Below are 17,249 nucleotides of genomic sequence, written 5' to 3'. Positions count from 1 at the left end.
TGCTGTTCGCGGATACGCTACCGGCCGCGGATGGATGATCGGTCCGTGACCATCAGCTGATATCGGACCGGTATCGGGCAGGTGCCGTGTGCCCCGTGTGCCTTCCGCCACGATCGTCACTTCTTGCTGTTGATGACAGCGGCCATGACGTCCTTGGCGATCGGAGCGGCGAGACCGCCACCGGAGATGTCCTGACGGGACGCGTCCGAGTCCTCGACGACCACGGCCACGGCGACCGGCGAACCCTGGGCGGTCTTCGCGTACGAGATGAACCAGGCGTAGGGGTTACCGCTGTTGTTGACACCGTTCTGCGCGGTACCGGTCTTGCCGCCGACCGTGACGCCGGGGATCTTCGCCATGTAGCCGGTGCCCTTGCTGACCACCGTCTCCATCATCTTCTGGACCATCTGCGCGTGCTCCTTGGTGAGGGGCTCGCTCTGCTTCTCCGGGTCGGTCTTGGCGACGGTGTCCAGGTTGGGAGCGGTGAGACGGTCGACCATGTACGGCTTCATCAGCGTGCCGTCGTTGGCCACGGCGGAGGCGACCATCGCCATCTGCAGCGGGGTGGCCGAGGTGTTGAACTGGCCGATCGAGGAGAGCGCGGTCTGCGCCTTGTCCATGTCCTTAGCGAAGACACTGGCGTTGGAGCGGGTGGGCGTGAACTGCTGGCTGTTGAAGCCGAACTTCTCTGCCTCGGCCCGCATCTTGTCGTTACCGAGGTCGGCGCCGATCTTGCCGAAGACCGTGTTGCAGGAGACCCGCAGTGCCTCCACCAGTGTGGCGTTCTTGCAGGGGAGATTGCCCTCGTTGGGCAGGTCCTTGCTCGAGAGCGGCAGCCGCCAGGGCAGCGGGGACCGGGTCGGGGTGTCGACGCTGTCGTACAGGCCGTTCTCCAGGGCGGCCGACGCGGTGACCACCTTGAAGGCGGAGCCGGGCGGGTACGTCTGGCGCAGCGCCCGGTTGAGCAACGGCTCGTTCTTGTCGTCCTTGAGCTTCGTGTAGTTCTTCGAGTCGGTGCTCGTGGAGTTCCCCGCGAAGGTCGAGGGGTCGTACGAGGGCGTCGAGGCCATGGCGAGGATCGCGCCGGTCTTCGGGTCGAGGGCGGCCACGGCCCCCTTCTTGTTGCCGAGTCCCTTGAAGGCGGCCTTCTGGGCGTCGGCGTTCAGCGTGGTGACGACGTTGCCGCCCTGCTTCTTCTCACCCGTGAACATGGAGAGCGTCCGGTCGAAGAACAGACGGTCGTCGTTGCCGGTCAGGATGGAGTCGTTCAGGTTCTCCAGCTGCGTCGCGCCGAAGGCCTGCGAGGCGTACCCGGTGACGGGCGCCCACATGGGGCCGTCCTTCCAGGTGCGCTTGTACTTGTACATGCTGCCCTTGGTCACGGTCGAGCCGGTGACGGCCTTCCCGTCGACGATGATGTCGCCGCGCTCGTGGGCGTAGCGCTCGATCTCGACGCGGCGGTTCTCCTTGCGGCTGTTGAGGCTGTCGGCCGTGACGTACTGGATCCAGTTGTCGCGCAGGAGCAGAGCGACAACGAGGAGACCGCAGAAGATCGCGATTCGGCGCAGGGGCTTGTTCACGGTCGGACCACCTGGGTCATCTCGGCGTCGGGGGACGGGGCGGGGGCCGGGGCCGGTCGGCGCGCGGTGTCGCTGATCCGGATCAGGATGCCGATCAGGGCCCAGTTGGCGATCACGGATGAACCACCCTGCGCCATGAACGGCATGGTCATACCGGTCAGCGGGATGAGACCCATGACACCGCCGGAGACGACGAAGACCTGGATCGCGAAGGCTCCGGAGAGGCCGATGGCGAGAAGCTTCCCGAAGGGGTCACGGGCGGCGAGCGCGGTACGTACGCCGCGTTCGACGATCAGCCCGTAGATCACCAGGATCGCCATCGTCCCGGCGAGCCCGAGCTCTTCGCCCACGGTGGCGAGGATGAAGTCGGAGTTGGCGGCGAAGCCGATGAGGTCGGAGTGTCCCTGGCCAAGGCCGGTGCCCATGGTCCCGCCTGCCCCGAAGGACATCAGGGACTTCGCGACCTGGTCGCTCTGCGCCAGGGTGGCCTTGGAGAACGGGGCGAGCCAGGCGTCGACGCGCTGCTGGACGTGCGGCTCGAAGGAGGCGACGCCCACGGCGCCGACGGCGGACATCACCAGGCCGAACACGATCCAGCTGGTGCGCTCGGTGGCGACGTACAGCATGACGACGAAGAGGCCGAAGAAGAGCAGCGAGGTCCCGAGGTCCGTCTCGAAGACCAGGATGAGGATCGACATCGCCCAGATGACCAGGATGGGCCCGAGGTCCCGGCCGCGCGGCAGGTACATGCCCATGAAGCGGCGGCTGGCCAGGGCCAGGGCGTCGCGCTTGACCATGAGGTAGCCGGAGAAGAAGATCGCGATGGCGATCTTGGCGAATTCGCCGGGCTGGATGTGGAAACCGCCGATGTTGACCCAGATCCGGGCGCCGTACACGGCGGGGAAGAACATCGGCACGATCAGCAGCACCATGGCCACCACCATGGAGATGTAGGTGTACCGCTGGAGGATCCGGTGGTCCTTGAGCAGCAGGAGGACGCCGACGAAGAGGGCGACACCCACCGCCGAGTACATCAGCTGATTGGGAGCGGCAGGCGAGTAGCTGTTGGACTGCTTGAGCAGCGGTGACTGGTCGAGCCGCCAGATGATGGCCAGCCCGATGCCGTTCAGCAGGGTGGCCAGCGGCAGCAGCAGCGGATCGGCGTACGGCGCGAACTTGCGCACCACGATGTGGCCGACGGCGGCGAGCAGCGCGAGGCCCGTCCCGTAGCCGAGGATGCCCGCCGGCAGCGAGCCGTTGATCGCGAGGCCCACGTTGGCGTACGCGAACACCGAGATGGCGACGGCGAAAACGAGCATCAGCAGCTCGGTGTTGCGACGGCTCGGTGCTTCGATCGCGCCGATCGTGGTCGTGTTGGTGACAACGCTCATGGTGGTGAAAGGCCCCCTACGGCTCTACTGCTTACCGCACAGCGGGACCAGCTTCTGCTCATCCTCCGAGAGGCTGGGGCCGGGCGTGGGTGTGGCGCTGGGCTTGGGTTTTGCGGTGGTGTCGTTGCTCCTGGAGGAGGAGAGAGTGCTTGAGGTACCAGGGGTCTTGCCCGTGTCCGGCTTCGGTTTCGGCTTGAGCTCGTCCTCGACCTTGCGGCGCTCCGCGTCCTTCTTGCACGCACCGGCCTGCTGGGCGAGCTCGTCGATCTTGCGCTTCGCCTCGCTGAGGCTGCCTTCGGTGATCGTCGCGTCGACCTGCTTGCGCTGGTACGGCGGGAGGTACTTGAGTTCGATCTCGGGGTGGTCCTTCTCGACCTTCGAGAGCGAGACCCAGGCGAGGTCCTGGCTGATGCCCTGGTAGAGCGCGACGTTCTGCTTGTTGGACCCGACGTAGTACTGGGTCTGGGTCCAGCGGTAGCCGCCGTACAGGCCGCCGCCGATGACGGCGAGGGCCAGCACGATGAACAGCGAGCGCTTGATCCACTTGCGGCCGCCGGACCCCTTGACGAAGTCCTCGTCGCTGTACGCGCCGAAAGCCCCGTCCGGTGCGGCGCCGTATCCGTCGCCGCTTCCGGGCGGGCCGAAGCCGCCCGGTGCGGGTGGCGGCGGCACTGGCCTGCCGAGACCGGACGCCCGGCCCGCGGGGGTCTGCATGGCCCCGTCGTCGTGCTGGGCCGCCTGGTTCTCGGCGACCGCGCCGACGACGACCGGGGTGTCGTTGAGCTGCTCGGCAAGGGTGTCGTTGGAGTCGACGTCGAGGACATCGGCGACGATGCAGGTGATGTTGTCCGGGCCGCCACCGCGCAGAGCGAGCTGGATCAGATCCTGGATCGTCTCCTGGGGTCCCTGGTAGCTGGCGAGGGTCTCTTCCATGGTCTGGTGCGATACGACACCGGAGAGCCCGTCGGAACAGATCATGTAACGGTCGCCGGCCCGTACCTCGCGGATGGAGAGGTCGGGTTCGACATGTTCGCCACTGCCCAGCGCGCGCATCAGCAGGGAGCGCTGCGGGTGGGTGGTGGCTTCCTCCTCGGTGATGCGGCCCTCGTCGACGAGGCGCTGCACCCAGGTGTGGTCCTGGGTGATCTGCGTCAGGACACCGTCCCGCAGCAGGTACGCGCGTGAGTCGCCGACGTGCACGAGGCCGAGGCGCTGGCCGGTCCAGAGAAGGGCGGTGAGCGTGGTGCCCATGCCCTCCAGCTGGGGGTCCTCCTCGACCATCATGCGGAGCTGGTCGTTGGCCCGCTGCACGGCCGTGCCGAGCGAGGTGAGGATGTCGGAACCGGGGACGTCGTCGTCGAGCGAGACGAGCGTCGAGATGACCTCGGAGCTGGCGACCTCACCGGCGGCCTGGCCGCCCATTCCGTCGGCGATGGCGAGGAGCCGGGGGCCGGCGTAGCCGGAGTCCTCGTTCCCCTCGCGGATCATGCCTTTGTGCGATCCGGCGGCGAAGCGCAGGGACAGACTCATGCGCACCTCGCCTGTCGGCTCCGGGTACAACCGGTCTCGAGCCACACTGCCCACCCTCCGGTCGGGAGCGCGCCCCGGTCCGTTGCCGGAACCGCTGCGGCTCGCTCGCTCCGCTCGCTCATTGTCGTACTACTTCCGCAGCTCGATGACGGTCTTGCCGATGCGGATCGGTGCGCCCAGCGGGATCGGTGTCGGAGTGGTCAGCCGGGTCCGGTCGAGATATGTGCCGTTGGTGGACCCGAGATCCTCGACGATCCACTGGCCGTCACGGTCGGGGTAGATCCTGGCATGCCTGCTGGACGCGTAGTCGTCGTCCAGCACGATTGTTGAATCATGTGCCCGGCCGAGCGTGACGGTCTGGCCCTGCAGGGCGACCGTGGTGCCTGTGAGGGTGCCCTCGGAGACCACAAGTTTGGTGGGCGCGCCCCGGCGCTGGCGGCCGCCGGCCGCCTGCTGACGCGGTTGCGGCGGCGCGGAGGCCTGCCGCGCGGCCTGCGCCGGGCGGGCGTCCGCGTTGCGGCGTGAGCCGCGTTGCGTGACGCGCGTTCCGAACAGATCGCTGCGGATGACCTGGACGGCCACGATCACGAACAGCCACAGAACAGCTAGGAAACCTAGCCGCATGACCGTCAGGGTCAGCTCTGACATTGCCCCCGCTTCACCCTTCGGCTTGCCGGTAAACGATGGTGGAATTGCCCACGACGATCCGCGAGCCGTCGCGGAGCGTAGCGCGGGTGGTGTGCTGTCCGTCTACCACGATGCCGTTGGTGGAACCGAGATCCTGGATCGTCGAGGGGGAACCGGCGCGGATCTCACAGTGCCGGCGGGATACGCCGGGGTCGTCGATACGCACGTCGGCTTCGGTGCTGCGGCCGAGAACCAGGGTGGCGCGCGAGATCTGGTGGCGGGTGCCGTTGACCTCGATCCAGCGCCGCGTCTGGCTGCTCGGCATGGGGCCCGGGGCCGGAGCCCGGCCGGGTGCCGGGCGGTTGGTCCCGGGAGGAGGTGCTGCGGGCATGGGCGGCGCCGCCGACGGCGGGTAGCCGTAACCGCCTTCGTTGCCCCGCTGAGGGGCCGGCGGGGCGGCGGGGCCTTGGTCGGCGCCCTGCTGGCTGGTGCTCGAAGCCAGGGTGCGGCTGCGGACGCGGTAGAGCCCGGTGTCCAGGTCCTCCGCCTTCTCCAGATGGACCTTGATGGGCCCCATGAAGGCGTACCGCTGCTGCTTGGCGTAGTCGCGGACCAGCCCGGAGAGCTCGTCGCCGAGCTGTCCCGAGTACGGGCTGAGGCGCTCGTAGTCCGGTGTGCTCAGTTCGACGATGAAGTCGTTGGGGACGACCGTCCGCTCGCGGTTCCAGATCGTCGCGTTGTTGTCGCACTCGCGCTGGAGCGCACCGGCGATCTCGACGGGCTGGACCTCGGACTTGAACACCTTCGCGAAGGTGCCGTTGACCAGACCTTCGAGACGCTGCTCGAACTTCTTCATGACTCCCATGAGGCACCTCCTCCGACGTTGTCGTCCTGGTACTGCTTACTGATCGTATCCACGCATGGGGAAAACGGCTGGTTCCCCTTGTCTCCCCTGTGGATAAGTGTCACCTCTCACACGGATCGTAGAGGTGGCCCCCGAACAGTGTCCCGCACTCGGTGTGCACAGAGGAGGAGTGGGGGGCCGGGCGCCCGGTTCCGCAGGGCGGACCACCTGTGGGTTTCCCCCGCCCCGGCACCGCTCGTCTCCCCCGGGGAACGGATGTGAATCCACCCTGTCCAGCGTGCTAATCTTCCGGATGTCGCCAGGCGCTCGCACAAACCAGTGAGAGAGCCCCGGATGCACCACTTGCGCGAGTGGCGGAACGGCAGACGCGCTGGCTTCAGGTGCCAGTGTCCTTAGGGACGTGGGGGTTCAAATCCCCCCTCGCGCACAACCAGGACACCGATAGAGGTGTTCAGCATCACCAGAGGAACGGCCCGCATCGTGATCATGATGCGGGCCGTTCTGCTGTGTCCCGTCCAGCAATCCGGTCCGCCGGATGTCCGGGCGGACGACCGCGGGAACGGCACTGATTTCCCGTGGTTCAAACGGAGCGGGCCCTGAGGTGGGCCCGCTCGCCCTGGCGTCCGAAGAGTACGAGCAGCTCGACCGTCCGGCCGTCGTCCGGGCCGAGCCAGTGGGGCACGTGGGTGTCGAACTCGGCGGCCTCACCGGCCCTGAGGACCAGGGTCTGCTCCCCGAGCATGAGCCGCAGCCGACCGGCCAGTACGTACAGCCACTCGAAGCCCTCGTGCGTCTTCAGCTCCGGCTCGCTGTCCGGACTGGGCCTGATCAGCATTTTGTGGGCCTGGACGCCGCCCGGCCGGCTGAGCGGCACAAAGGTCACGCTGCCCCGGGTGACCGGCTGGAAATGGATCCGGGGATCCCCGGTGCGTGGTGCGCCGACGAGCTCGTCCAGCGGGACCGCGTAGACCTCCGCGAGCGGCAGGAGCAGCTCCAGGGTCGGTTTGCGGCTCCCGCCCTCGAGGCGAGACAGGGTGCTCTCGCTGATCCCGGTCTGTGCGGCGAGGTCGGCAAGGGTCAGGCCGTGCTTGCGCCGCAGCTCCCGCAGGCGCGGCCCGACCGCCCGCAGCACGTCGTCCCTGGTCGTTCCCATAGCGGCCAGGTTGCCGAAGTGGCATGCGAAATTGCAAGCACGGCCGCACCCGGGGGCCGTCGCCGAAGCAGCGCCACGACGGCCTGCCTGCCCGACCGTCCGGCGGCGGAACGGGCCCGCAGGTGTCCACCGACCCGATGCCCCACGCTGTCCGGTCCGCCGTGCCCCCTCCGCCGTGCCCCTCCGCTGTCCGGCCCCGGCAGGCCGGACAGCGGAGGGGGAGCTTCCGCTTCAGTCCGAGTGCCCGAGCAGCACGTCGAACCCCTCCCGGTCGTCGGTGGGGAGCGTGACCTGGGACGCGGCGGGCGGATAACCCGCGGCGATCAGCGTGTAGTCGGGACCGGTGAGACCCGTGAAGGTGTAGACGCCGTCCGGGCCTGTGGTGTGCCGAGCGACAACATTGCCCGCCGCGTCGAGCAGCGTGACCCGGGCGTCGTCCACCGGCGTGCCGAGGGGGCCGTACACCGTGCCCCGGACGGTGGCGGATGGGGCGAGGGCCGCGTCGTGGCGGGTGGGTGCGGAGCCGTTCACCGTCACCAGGGCCGCGTAGGGCTGGTGGCCCTGCGCGCCGGCTGTGAAGGTGTACGTGGCAGGCGGCAGGGCGGGCAGCCGGTAGCTTCCGTCGGCGGCCGACACGGTCGAATCGACCACGCTGCCTTCCGCGTCCGTCACGACGAGCAGCGCACCTTCGATCGGGCCGTCCGCCTTGCCGACGGTGCCGAACAGCCCGCCGGTTCCGCAGAGTTCGACGTTGTGCTCGACGGGTCCCGCACCCAGGACGAGTTCGCTGATCCTGGGTCGGCAGTCCGGCGCCGATGCGACCAGGACGTACCTGCCGTACGGCGCGGAGAGCGCGTACGAGCCGTCCGGTGCGGGTACGGCGCGCGCGACCTGGCGGCCCGCCTGGTCGATGAGCGTCACCGCCGATGCCAGGGGAGCACCGTGCTCACCGAGGACCCGTCCCCTTACGTCGGCCCTCCCTGCGCCGCCCGTCCGCGGCGAGGCCGCGGTCGGTGCGGCAGAGGCCTCCGGAGCGGCCTCTGCGGGCTGCGGGACGACGGCCTTGTCCTCGGGTGCGGCCGCAACGGCAGGCGCCGGCGATGCCGCCAGCGGACGGCCCCTGCGGTAGAGGAAGAGCGCGATCACGAAGCCGAGCGCGAACAGGCCCGCCGCCCACCAGTAGACGGTGGCGTAGCTGTGCACGGCGGCTTCGGCGCGGGCCGCCCTGGAGGCGCCGTGGTCCTTCGCGTAGTCGCTCGCGGCCGACGTGGCCATGGTGGAGAACAGTGCGGTGCCGATGGAACCGCCCACCTGCTGCATGGTGTTGACGGTCGCCGATGCGACCCCCTGGTCACCGGGTGCGATGCCGAGCGTCGCCAGCGACATGGCCGGGGGCATCACCATGCCGATCCCGGCGCCGATGAGGAGCAGGGGCGGCAGGATGTTCGCGGTGTAGCTGCTGCCCAGGTCCAGCTTGGTCAGCCACACCAGTCCGCCGGCGGCGAGCAGCGTACCGATCGGCACCATGATCTTGGGGCCGATCCTGGGCATGAGCACGTTGATGGACAGCTGTGCCAGCAGCATCAGCATCAGGATCATCGGCAGGAAGGCGAGCCCGGTCTTCACCGGTGTGTAGCCGAGTATCTGCTGGAGGTAGTAGGTCAGGAAGAGGAAGATCCCGAACATGCCGGCGCCGGTGGCGAACACCATCAGGTACGAGGCACTGCGGTTGCGGTCGGCGAAGACGCGCAGCGGCAGCAACGGGTGCGCAGCCTTTGTCTGCCAGCCGGTGAAGGCCAGCAGGAGCAGGGCGCCGCCTGCCAGGAAGCCCCAGCACATCACGTCGCTCCAGGCATACGTCTCGGCGTTGGAGAAGCCGAAGACGACACCGAAGAGTCCGCTGGAGACCAGCAGGGTCCCCAGCAGGTCCAGCTTGGGGCGCTGGGCCGGCGCGGGCCGGCGGATGAACACGAGCGCCCCGATCACCGCGAGTACGGCGATGGCGAGGTTGACGTACAGCGTCCACCGCCAGTTCAGGTGCTCGGTGAGCACCCCGCCGAGCAGCAGCCCCACCGCGCCGCCGGAGCCGGCGATGGCCCCGAACACCCCGAAGGCGCGTCCGCGTTCCTTCGGATCGGTGAAGGTGGTGGTCAGCAGCGACAGCGCGGAGGGGGCGAGCAGCGCGCCGAAAGCGCCCTGCAGCGCGCGCCCCACGACCAGCATGGTGAAGCCGCCCGCGGCTCCGGCCAGCGCGGAGGAGGCGGCGAACCCGACCAGTCCGATCAGCAGTGTGGTCTTGCGGCCGAAGAGGTCGGCCAGCCGTCCGCCGAGCAGCAGCAGGCTGCCGAAGGCCAGTGAGTAAGCGGTGACCACCCACTGCCGGGCGTCGTTGGAGAAGCCCAGGTCCTGCTGTGCGGAGGGCAGTGCGATGTTCACGATGGTCGCGTCCAGCACGACCATCAGCTGAGCGAGCCCGATGACGACGAGTGCCCACCAGCGGTGCGACGGTGGAGGAGCCGCCTTGGGAGGCGGGGACGGAGATATGGTGCCGACGGCCGCGTCGGCGGTTGCGGTACTCATGAGGTACTCCTCAGGTGGTGTCTGTGGTGCTGCCGATGTCCCGGAGCAGCACGGGCAGGACGACGGCGTCGACGTAGCGGTGCAGGTATTCGGCGTCGGGTGCGCGCTGGTCGAACACCAGCCGGGCGAAACCCGCGCCCTGCACCAGATGCGGGAAGAAGGCGAGGGCCGGGTTCGCCGGATCGACCTCTCCGCGTGCGATGGCGCGGTCCACGATCCCCCGGGCCGCCTCCAGATCGGGCCGCACCAGGGTTTCGTGCATCGCTTCGGCCAGCGCGGTGTCCTGCCGGATCGCCAGGGCGATGCCGCGCATCAGGTCGTGGTCCTTCCTGGCGTCACCGATGCGGGAGGTCATCTCGTACAGGTCCCCGCGCAGGGAACCGGTGTCCAGCCCGGCCAGAGTGAACGGCTTGCCGTGCCGCAGCGCCTCCGAGACCAGCCGGGGCTTGCCCTGCCAGCGCCGGTACAGCGTGGCCTTGCTGCACTGGGAGCGCTGCGCCACGACGTCCAGCCGGGTGGCTTCGTAGCCGACCTCACGGACCATGTCGAGGGTCACATCGAAGATCTCTGCCTCGCGCTCGGTGGACAGCCGTGTTCTCCGGGTTTCGGGCTGCGTCATACCGGGCTCCTATAAAACGAAACAGTTTCGTACCGTTAAGCTAGGGGGCCTGGCAGTGAAGCGCAAACCTCCTGGGCACGGGGCCATGCCGGATGCCGGGGCGCGGCGGGCCGCGGCCTGGTTCCGCACGAAGGACTGCCCCGTCGTCCCCGGTGGGCCGGCGCGCGGCGACGCATGCGGTGCCGCGCGAGGCCGAGAGGCGTTCGCATACCGACGTCTTGGTGCGTTCCGGTAACGCGGCGAGGCGCCGCGGCTGTCCTTGTGAGCCCGCCAGGGATCACGGGGCAGCCCTTAGACTGGGGCGGTTCGGAACACGGGTCCAGCGGTTGGGGAAGGCGTAGTGGCGGCAGGCGTCGAGAGGTTCGGGGATCCCTCCGCCGAGGTACTCGCGGAAGCGGCCGCCGCGTTCGGACTGCTCGCCTCATCGGCCAGGCTGCACATCGTATGGGCGCTGGCTCAGGGTGAGAGCGACGTGAGCGGTCTTGCGGAGCGGGTGGGCGGAGCGCTGCCCGCGGTGAGCCAGCATCTGACGAAACTGAAACTGGCCGGCCTGGTGCGTTCCCGGCGGGAGGGGCGGCGGCAGGTGTATTTCGTTGACGACCCCGATGTCGTGACCGTCGTACGGCTCGTGGTCGGCCAGCTGGCCGCGCGCGGTGGCGGGGCTCCCCCGGTGGGCCACCTCCGTGGGACAGGCACCTGAGGCCGCCGCGGTCCCGGAGCCCGCTCCGGGGGCTTCCGTCCGGGGCATGCGGGTGGCGGACTCGTACGGTGTCCCGGCGGCCGGCGGTGCGGCACCGGACCTGGGTGCGCTGACCTCCCTCCACGTGCTTCGCGCCCTGGACAGCGGCCCGCGCGGACTGACGGACGCGGATGCCGACGCGCGGCTGCGCCGGTTCGGCGAGAACACCCTGCCCGCCCGGCGGGCCGTTCCGCGGCTCGTCCGGTTTCTGCGCGGCCTGCGTGACCCCTTCACCGCGGTGCTGCTCTGCCTCGGTCTGGTGTCGTCGCTGGTCGCGGCGTGGGGCACCGCCTGTGTCATCACCGCGCTCGTGGTGGTGAGCTGCGTGCTGCGCGCCGCCGGGGAACACCGCGCCGACCGTTCGATGGCCGCCCTGCGGGAACTGGTGGCCACCACGGCGGCGGTGCTGCGGCGCTCCACCGACGAGGCAGCCCCGGTGGCCCGGGAAGTACCGGTCGACCAGCTGGTGCCCGGCGATGTGATCCGGCTCGGTCCGGGCGACCTGGTGCCCGCCGATGTGCGGCTCCTGCGGGCAGTCGGCCTGAGCGTGAACCAGGCGGTGCTCACCGGGGAGTCGGCCGCCGTCGCCAAGTCCGCCTCCGATGTACCCGGGGCCCCGCACAGCGATACGGGGTCCGACCGCGCGCATCTCTGTTTCCAGGGGAGCAGCGTCGTCTCGGGCAGCGGCAGCGCTGTCGTGGTGGAGACAGGGGAACGGACCAGGTTCGCCACCGGGCACCGCGCGGCCGGGCCGCGCGGCCCGAGCGCCTTCGACCGGTCGGTGCACGGTATTTCGTGGATCCTCATCCGCTTCATGCTGCTCACTCCGCCGCTCGTGCTGATGGCGAACGCGGCGCTGCGGGGGCGAGGTCTTGAGACGCTGCCGTTCGCCGTCGCGGTGGCGGTGGGGCTGACGCCCGAGATGCTCCCGGTGATCGTCACGAGTTGTCTGGCACGCGGGGCTTCGCTCCTCGCCCGCCGCCACGGGGTGATCGTCAAACGTCTGCCCGCGCTGCACGATCTGGGCGCGGTGGACGTGCTGTGCCTGGACAAGACGGGGACGCTCACCCAGGACCTGCCCGTTGTCGACCGGGCGCTGGACACGGACGGCGTTGACGACCGGGATGTGCTGCGCTGGGCCGCGGTCAACGCCTGGTGGACCCTCCAGCTGGCCGACCTGCCGGCCCCCGACCCGCTCGACGAGGCGCTCCTCGGCGCTTCGGACGACGAGGAGTTCATGCAGTACGAGGGGATCGCGGCGCTGCCCTTCGATCCGGAGCGTCGGCTTGCGACCGCCGTCGTGCGCCGTCCCGGCCGGCTGGGCGTCGACACCCTGGTGGTGAAGGGCGCCGTCGAGAACGTACTTGAGCGGTGTGCGCTCGACGCGGCGGAGCGGGAACGGCTGCTCGCGGTGGCCGGGCACCATGTACGGGACGGGGCGCGGCTGCTGGCCGTCGCGACCGCCGACCGCCCGGCGCGCAAGCGGGCGTACACCGCCGCCGACGAACGGGGCCTCAGCTTCCGCGGCTTCGTGACCCTGCGGGACGCACTGGTGCCGAGTGCCGCGGCCGCGCTGACCGCGCTCGCCGGGATGGGCGTCGCGGTGAAGGTGGTCACCGGCGACCACCCCGGTACGGCTGCCCGTGCCTGCCAGGACCTGGGCCTCGATCCGGGGACCGTACTCACCGCCCGCGACATGGACGCCCTCACGGACGCCCAGCTGGCTGCGGCGGGGCGTGACACCGTCGTCTTCGCCCGGTGCACCCCCGAACACAAGGCGCGGATCGTCCGTGTGCTCAGGGCCGACGGCCGGGTCTGCGGGTTCCTCGGGGACGGCGTCAACGACCTGCCCGCGCTGTACGCGGCGGATGTCGGGATCTGTCCGCGCGATGCCGTCGATGTGGCGCGGGACAGCGCGGATGTGGTGCTCGCCGAGCATGCGAAGGGCCTCTCGGCCGTCGAACACGCCCTGATGGCCGGACGGCACAGCGGCGGCAACATCGCGACGTATCTGCGCATCACGCTCTCGTCCAACCTGGGCAACGTCATCGCGATGCTGGCCGCCGGGCTGCTGCTGCCGTTCCTGCCGATGCTTCCGGCACAGGTGCTGGCACAGAACCTGTGCTTCGACGCGGCGCAGCTCGCGTTCGCCTACGACCGCCCTGCCCCCGGTGTGCTGAGCAGGCCCGCCACCCTGCGGTCCCGCGACTTCCTCCTTTTCATTTCGGGGTTCGGCGTCCTCAACGCGGTCGCCGACCTCGCGACGTTCGCAGTACTGGCCCTCGCCGTGCACGGTCCCGGTGGGCCGGACAGCGAGACCGTGTTCCACTCCGGCTGGTTCGTGGAGAACCTGCTGACCCAGGCGCTGGTGATGCTTCTGCTGCGTACGGGACGCAGGGTCGCCGAGAGTGGCGGGACCAGCGGTGGGACCAGCGGCGGGACCAGTGGCGGGACCAGCGGTGGGCTTGGCCGGTTCGGCCGGTATTGCCGGTCCGCTCCGTTCGGCCGGTCTGCTGCGTCCGGGCTCGTCCCGGTGCGGGATGCCGGGCCGGCGGCGGGCGCCAGGGCCCGGCGCGGGCCGGGCGGGGGCAGTCCGGTCCGCTGGGCGGCCGCTGCTCTGGCCGCCGTCGGACTGCTTCTTCCGCTCTCACCACTGGGGCCGCTGCTGGGGATGGCGGCGCTGCCGGGGCTCTGCTACCCGCTGTTCGTGGTGGTGCTCGGGCTGTACGCGGTGGGGCTTGTGGCAGCCCGCCGCCGGTACGACAACCGCCGTACGCAACGCGCGCGAGCGTGGTGAGCGGCGGCAGCGGTCGGCTGTCGGCGGTGAGTGGTCGCCCATCGGAACGGGCGGGCGCGGGGCCGCCGCGGGAGGCTGCCGCGGGCCAGTAGGAGAGGCCACCCGCAGCACAGCTCCCGTAGGACGGGCCACCGGCAGGACAGCTCACCCCTGGGACAGGCCACGGGCAGCACAGCTCACCCCTGGGACGGGCCACCGGCAGGACAGCTCATCCGTAGGACAGGTCGCTGCACGGCCCGTCGTCGCCGGAACGTGCGCCGGACGTCACGGATGCGGGGGCCGACGAGGAAGCGGACGCGGGGGAGGAGGGGGAGGGCCTACCGCTGCTCGGAGTGGCTGAGGGGTTGTCGGCGTAGACCTGGCCCAGCGTCACGGTGATGCCGGTGGCCGGCGAGCCGGACGGAACGCCGCCCGCCTGCTGGACGGTCGCGCCCACGAAGAGCCTCGCCAGGGTCTCCGCCCCGGCCCGCAGACCAGGGCCGTACGTGATGAGGGTGGAGGTGTGGTCCTGGGCGCCCGCCGTCGCGGTCCCGTTCACGGTGAAGCCGTGGTCCCTGAGGGTCTGGGCCGCGCGGGCCGCGAGGCCGCGCACGGTGGTGCCGTTCTGGACGGTGACGGCGATTCCGGTACCGGACACGGGCTGTTCGGCGATCGGTGACGAGGGCGGCGCAGAAGGCGTGGCGGGGGCGGACGGTGTGGCGGCGCGACGCCCGCCGTTCTTGCCGCTCGCGTCCTTGCCGTCTATCGTCCGGTCGTTCCGAAGCTCCGACCAGAGGTCGTTCGCGTCCGGTTCGACGATGGCGACGCGTGCACCCTCGTAACGCCAGGGGACCGTAACGAATTTGGTGTTGTGCAGGTCGATGCTCTTCAGCGACATCACGAAGGAGAGCAGCTTGTCCGCGGTCGAGAGTCCCGGGTCGACGGTCAGTGAGTGCGTGGCCGCATCGGCGAGCGGCAGCAGCTTGGTGGGCGTGAACCCTTCCTCCTTCACCTTCTTGATCAATGAGGAGACGAAGGCCTGCTGGCGCTTGATCCGCCCGATGTCCGAGCCGTCCCCGATACCGTGCCTGATCCGCACGTAGTCCAGCGCCTTCTGCCCGGACACGCTCTGCTTGCCCTTGGCGAAGAGGAGTCCGCCGCGCGTGGCGCGGTTCGGGTCGAGATCCCGCTGATAGATGTTCTGCGGCAGGCACACCTGGACGCCGCCCACGACGCCGGTCAGCCTGGAGAACCCCTCGAAGTCGACTACGACGGTGTGGTCGATGCGCAGCCCGGTGAGTTTCTCCACCGTGTTCTGAGTGCAGGCGGGGTTTCCCTTGGCGGTCCGGCCGACCGAGTAGGCCGCGTTGAACATCGTGTTGGCCTGCGGCTCGGTCCAGCTTCCACCGGGCAGTTTGCAGGACGGGATGGTGACGAGGGTGTCGCGGGGTATGGAGACGGCGATCGCGTGTTCGTGGTCGGCGTAGACGTGCAGGACGAACGCCGTGTCGGACCGGCCCACGTCGTTCTTGTCGCCACCGCCCAGGGCACTGTTGCCACCGGTCCGGGTGTCCGACCCGATGACCAGCACGTTCTCCCCCTTGGTTGAGCCGGTGGGGCGATCCGCTGAAATCCCGTCCGAGCCGAAGGAGTTGATGTTGCCGTTCAGTCGGAGGTAGACCCACCCGGCGCCCGCGGTGACCAGCACCAGAAGCGCGACGGTTATGGCGAGCACGACCCGTACGTGGCTGCGTTTACGGTGGGAGCGGCGCGCGGACACCCGGCCCGTGCCGTGGTGTCCCCCGCCGGCCGCCCCGGGAGCCGAACGCCTACCGGCTCCGTCGTCGGCCGCCCCGTGGCTCGTGTGGCTCCTCGCACTGCTCTTCTTCCCGCTGCGCGCGGGCCGGGGGATCCGGTCGTTGCCGGATGTCGTCCGATCGCTCGTTTTCATGTGCGCGCTTTCATTCGTCTGTCCCCACGGATCTGTTCAGCCAGATCCGTCCGTACAGATCAAGTCGGCCCGTGCAGATCAAGTCGGCCCGTGCAGATCAAGTCGGCCCGTTCAGATCCGTTCGGCCGTGCAGATCCGTCCGTACAGAAGGGGACGAATGGCCCCGCCCCATGGTTGTACAGTTGCGCAATGTAGCAAGCTTTTCTGGTGATGCCTCCGGCGGTACTGGCCGTCGGCCGACGAGAAGAAGGGTGGGGTGGGCATGCTCCGCAACGGACTGGAGCCGTGGCACCTGCTCATCGTGGCGATCGTGGTCATGGTGATGTTCGGATCGAAGAAGCTCCCCGACACCGCCCGCGCGCTGGGCAAGTCGATGCGCATTCTCAAGAGTGAGGCGAAGGCGATGAAGGAGGACGGGGTGGCCTCCCGGGAGCCTTCGGGTGTGACGCTCTCGAGTGAGCCTGATTCCTCGGGGGCTCAGTCGCCGACTGCCTTCGACGCTCAGCAGGCAACCAGTGCGCAGCAGGCGGCCGACAGCCCGCGGGTCGAGGGGCATTTGGCGGCGGACGGCGCGGCCTGACCGAAGGCGTCTTGAGGTTTCACGTGAAACCCCCGCACAGGTAATGCCCTGTGCGGGGGTTCAGGTGTGTGTGGATCCGTCGTGCACGGACCTGCTTGTGTGCGGAACCTGCTGTGTCCCTATGGCTATGGGGCCCACATGCCCATGGGGCCCGTACGGGCTGCTCCGTCAGGCCGCCAGGCGCGTGGCAAGCGCCTTTGCCTTCGACGCCGCGTCTTCCAGCGCCTTGGTGCGAGAGGCCTCGGCGAGCGGGATGAACTCAGCCATGGCGGGCTGCGAGGCGGCCAGGGTCAGCTCGGGAATGATGAAGTCGACCTCGGCTCCGAACATCCCTGTCAGCAGCTTCTCCAGGTAGTTCTGGACGAACTCGAAGCCCTCGCGGGGAGTTCCCGGGGCGTACGAGCCGCCGCGGCTGGCCACGACGGTGAACGGGGTGCCGGCGAGCGGGCTCTCCGCGCCGCCGCCGTTGTGGCCCGCGATGATCGCGTGGTCGAGCCATGCCTTGAGGGTCGAGGGGATCGAGAAGTTGTACATCGGGGCACCTATCAGCACGGCGTCGGCCTCGGCGAGCTCCCCGGCGAGTTCCGCGCGGAGCGGTGACTCGGCACCGGCGGCCGCAGCCGCGGCGTCCAGGTGCGGAAGGGGGTGGGCGGCAAGGTCGCGGTAGATGATCCGGCCGGTGGGGTGCTGCTCACGCCAGGCGCTCACAAATGCGGCGGTGACGTCTCGGGAGGCAGAGCCCTGCGGGAAGAGGGCGGAGTCGATGTGCAGAAGGGTGGCCATGTCGTTCTCCATGCTGTGTCGGTGCGGGCGCGGCCCTGTGCTGGCCGGCGTGACTCTGAAAACCACGCGAACCCA

Annotated in this window: 13 protein-coding genes and 1 tRNA gene; 4 read left to right on the top strand and 10 right to left on the bottom strand. The window is 69.6% G+C overall.

Annotated features, from left to right (window positions below; translation table 11 throughout):
* Positions 1-116: 116 nt before the first annotated feature.
* From OG584_RS16975 to OG584_RS16955, 5 genes are all read right to left on the bottom strand, one after another.
* Entirely contained in the window at positions 117-1,580 is a 1,464-nt protein-coding gene (locus OG584_RS16975) for a peptidoglycan D,D-transpeptidase FtsI family protein (RefSeq protein ID WP_405778798.1), read from the bottom strand.
* The gene (locus OG584_RS16970; RefSeq protein ID WP_405778796.1) at positions 1,577-2,971 is read right to left on the bottom strand and encodes an FtsW/RodA/SpoVE family cell cycle protein; all 1,395 of its coding nucleotides are present in this window, start codon (positions 2,969-2,971) and stop codon (positions 1,577-1,579) included. The genes OG584_RS16975 and OG584_RS16970 overlap by 4 nt, the downstream gene beginning before the upstream one ends.
* Positions 2,972-2,995: 24 nt before the next feature.
* Complete coding sequence (locus OG584_RS16965) at positions 2,996-4,501, bottom strand: Stp1/IreP family PP2C-type Ser/Thr phosphatase (protein WP_405778794.1); 1,506 nt, start codon at positions 4,499-4,501, stop codon at positions 2,996-2,998.
* Positions 4,502-4,630: 129 nt separating this feature from the next.
* A complete protein-coding gene (locus OG584_RS16960; protein ID WP_405778792.1) occupies positions 4,631-5,149 on the bottom strand; it encodes an FHA domain-containing protein in 519 nt (172 codons plus the stop codon).
* A gap of 10 nt (positions 5,150-5,159) precedes the next feature.
* Positions 5,160-5,993: an FhaA domain-containing protein gene (locus OG584_RS16955; RefSeq protein WP_405778790.1), complete on the bottom strand. Its 834-nt coding sequence runs from the start codon at positions 5,991-5,993 to the stop codon at positions 5,160-5,162.
* 344 nt (positions 5,994-6,337) lie between these two features.
* On the opposite strand from OG584_RS16955, the gene OG584_RS16950 reads away from it, so the two are divergent.
* Positions 6,338-6,420, top strand: a tRNA-Leu gene (locus OG584_RS16950).
* A gap of 153 nt (positions 6,421-6,573) precedes the next feature.
* On the opposite strand, the gene OG584_RS16945 is transcribed toward OG584_RS16950, so the two are convergent.
* The 3 genes from OG584_RS16945 to OG584_RS16935 all read right to left on the bottom strand — a co-directional run bounded on the left by OG584_RS16945 (position 6,574) and on the right by OG584_RS16935 (position 10,345).
* Positions 6,574-7,146: a helix-turn-helix domain-containing protein gene (locus OG584_RS16945; protein WP_405778788.1), complete on the bottom strand. Its 573-nt coding sequence runs from the start codon at positions 7,144-7,146 to the stop codon at positions 6,574-6,576.
* Positions 7,147-7,377: 231 nt separating this feature from the next.
* Entirely contained in the window at positions 7,378-9,726 is a 2,349-nt protein-coding gene (locus OG584_RS16940) for a DHA2 family efflux MFS transporter permease subunit (RefSeq protein ID WP_405778786.1), read from the bottom strand.
* Positions 9,727-9,736: 10 nt separating this feature from the next.
* The gene (locus OG584_RS16935; RefSeq protein ID WP_405778784.1) at positions 9,737-10,345 is read right to left on the bottom strand and encodes a TetR/AcrR family transcriptional regulator C-terminal ligand-binding domain-containing protein; all 609 of its coding nucleotides are present in this window, start codon (positions 10,343-10,345) and stop codon (positions 9,737-9,739) included.
* 340 nt (positions 10,346-10,685) lie between these two features.
* Between OG584_RS16935 and OG584_RS16930 the strand changes: the two genes are divergently transcribed.
* Together OG584_RS16930 and mgtA are read left to right on the top strand one after the other, a co-directional pair.
* On the top strand, positions 10,686-11,045 hold the full coding sequence (locus tag OG584_RS16930; RefSeq protein ID WP_405778782.1) for an ArsR/SmtB family transcription factor: 360 nt from the start codon (positions 10,686-10,688) through the stop codon (positions 11,043-11,045).
* 46 nt (positions 11,046-11,091) lie between these two features.
* The gene (gene mgtA / locus OG584_RS16925) at positions 11,092-13,881 is read left to right on the top strand and encodes a magnesium-translocating P-type ATPase (RefSeq protein WP_405784109.1); all 2,790 of its coding nucleotides are present in this window, start codon (positions 11,092-11,094) and stop codon (positions 13,879-13,881) included.
* Between the two features lie 208 nt (positions 13,882-14,089).
* Here mgtA and OG584_RS16920 read toward each other — a convergent pair whose 3' ends face one another.
* The gene (locus OG584_RS16920; RefSeq protein ID WP_405778780.1) at positions 14,090-15,811 is read right to left on the bottom strand and encodes an LCP family protein; all 1,722 of its coding nucleotides are present in this window, start codon (positions 15,809-15,811) and stop codon (positions 14,090-14,092) included.
* Positions 15,812-16,073: 262 nt separating this feature from the next.
* Here OG584_RS16920 and tatA point away from each other — a divergent pair, with 262 nt between their 5' ends.
* Entirely contained in the window at positions 16,074-16,391 is a 318-nt protein-coding gene (tatA, locus tag OG584_RS16915) for a Sec-independent protein translocase subunit TatA (protein WP_405778778.1), read from the top strand.
* Positions 16,392-16,559: 168 nt separating this feature from the next.
* On the opposite strand, the gene OG584_RS16910 is transcribed toward tatA, so the two are convergent.
* Complete coding sequence (locus OG584_RS16910) at positions 16,560-17,174, bottom strand: FMN-dependent NADH-azoreductase (RefSeq protein ID WP_405778776.1); 615 nt, start codon at positions 17,172-17,174, stop codon at positions 16,560-16,562.
* Between the last annotated feature and the right edge of the window lie 75 nt (positions 17,175-17,249).

The organism is Streptomyces sp. NBC_00859 (assembly GCF_045161865.1).
Lineage (GTDB): Bacteria > Actinomycetota > Actinomycetes > Streptomycetales > Streptomycetaceae > Streptomyces.
The sequence above is the reverse complement of the archived record's forward strand: the minus strand, read 5'-3'. Positions and strand labels throughout refer to the sequence as shown.

What these genes read in the sequence shown, in the direction of transcription:
- mgtA (WP_405784109.1), top strand. Translation starts at nt 11,092, where the DNA reads ATGCGGGTGGCGGACTCGTACGGTGTCCCGGCGGCCGGCGGTGCGGCA.
- OG584_RS16965 (WP_405778794.1), bottom strand. Translation starts at nt 4,501, where the DNA reads ATGAGTCTGTCCCTGCGCTTCGCCGCCGGATCGCACAAAGGCATGATC.
- tatA (WP_405778778.1), top strand. Translation starts at nt 16,074, where the DNA reads ATGCTCCGCAACGGACTGGAGCCGTGGCACCTGCTCATCGTGGCGATC.
- OG584_RS16935 (WP_405778784.1), bottom strand. Translation starts at nt 10,345, where the DNA reads ATGACGCAGCCCGAAACCCGGAGAACACGGCTGTCCACCGAGCGCGAG.
- OG584_RS16955 (WP_405778790.1), bottom strand. Translation starts at nt 5,993, where the DNA reads ATGGGAGTCATGAAGAAGTTCGAGCAGCGTCTCGAAGGTCTGGTCAAC.
- OG584_RS16960 (WP_405778792.1), bottom strand. Translation starts at nt 5,149, where the DNA reads ATGTCAGAGCTGACCCTGACGGTCATGCGGCTAGGTTTCCTAGCTGTT.
- OG584_RS16910 (WP_405778776.1), bottom strand. Translation starts at nt 17,174, where the DNA reads ATGGCCACCCTTCTGCACATCGACTCCGCCCTCTTCCCGCAGGGCTCT.
- OG584_RS16920 (WP_405778780.1), bottom strand. Translation starts at nt 15,811, where the DNA reads ATGAAAACGAGCGATCGGACGACATCCGGCAACGACCGGATCCCCCGG.
- OG584_RS16970 (WP_405778796.1), bottom strand. Translation starts at nt 2,971, where the DNA reads ATGAGCGTTGTCACCAACACGACCACGATCGGCGCGATCGAAGCACCG.
- OG584_RS16945 (WP_405778788.1), bottom strand. Translation starts at nt 7,146, where the DNA reads ATGGGAACGACCAGGGACGACGTGCTGCGGGCGGTCGGGCCGCGCCTG.
- OG584_RS16940 (WP_405778786.1), bottom strand. Translation starts at nt 9,726, where the DNA reads ATGAGTACCGCAACCGCCGACGCGGCCGTCGGCACCATATCTCCGTCC.